This is a genomic window from Actinomyces bowdenii (genome assembly GCF_017592395.1).
GTDB classification, from domain to species: domain Bacteria; phylum Actinomycetota; class Actinomycetes; order Actinomycetales; family Actinomycetaceae; genus Actinomyces; species Actinomyces bowdenii.
Window position 1 is genome coordinate 88,477 of sequence record NZ_JAGFOU010000014.1, and the last position, 634, is coordinate 89,110.

1 protein-coding gene is annotated in these 634 nt (G+C 60.7%); it reads left to right on the plus strand.

Annotated elements, in window-relative coordinates; translation table 11 throughout:
• Positions 1 to 173 precede the first annotated feature (173 nt).
• Positions 174 to 634 (plus strand): reverse transcriptase domain-containing protein (locus tag J5X07_RS07765; protein ID WP_243896595.1); only part of this gene is annotated, 461 nt, incomplete at its 3' end.

The following is a 634-nucleotide window of genomic DNA, read 5'->3' on the forward strand; positions in this document are numbered from 1 at the left end:
TGAGAGGGAGAGTCTTGAGCGGATGAACCGCAAGAGGCGGAGTACCGTTGCCGGAGATTCTGGCGGACCGGCCCGTAGTAGCGTTGAGGCCCCTGTAATGGGGGTGGAGCCAAGGGGCTGGGTCATTTCGTGGATCGCTGGTCGATCAACCAGGAAGCTCTGGGAGGAATCGGATGAGTGAGCTACAGTCGCCATCGAGGAAGCCGTTTGATATTCCGAAGCAGGAGGTGTGGGAGGCGTATTTGAAGGTCAAGGCGAACAAGGGCGCACCTGGGGTGGATGACTGCTCCTTGGAGGAGTTCGAGAAGGATCTGCGGGGTAACCTGTATAAGATATGGAATCGGATGTCTTCGGGGAGCTACTTCCCTTCCAGTGTCAGGGCTGTGGAGATACCCAAGCCCAACGGTGGTGTGCGAGTGCTGGGAGTGCCCACAGTTGCCGACAGGGTCGCTCAGACGGTAGTTGCCAGGAGGCTGGAGGCCAGGGTCGAGCCGATCTTCCATCCGGACTCCTACGGCTACCGGCCTGGGCGCAGTGCCCTGGACGCCGTTGCACAGTGCCGACGGCGCTGCTGGGACAGGGCCTGGGTGGTGGAGGTCGATATCGCCAAGTTCTTCGACGAGGTCGACCACCA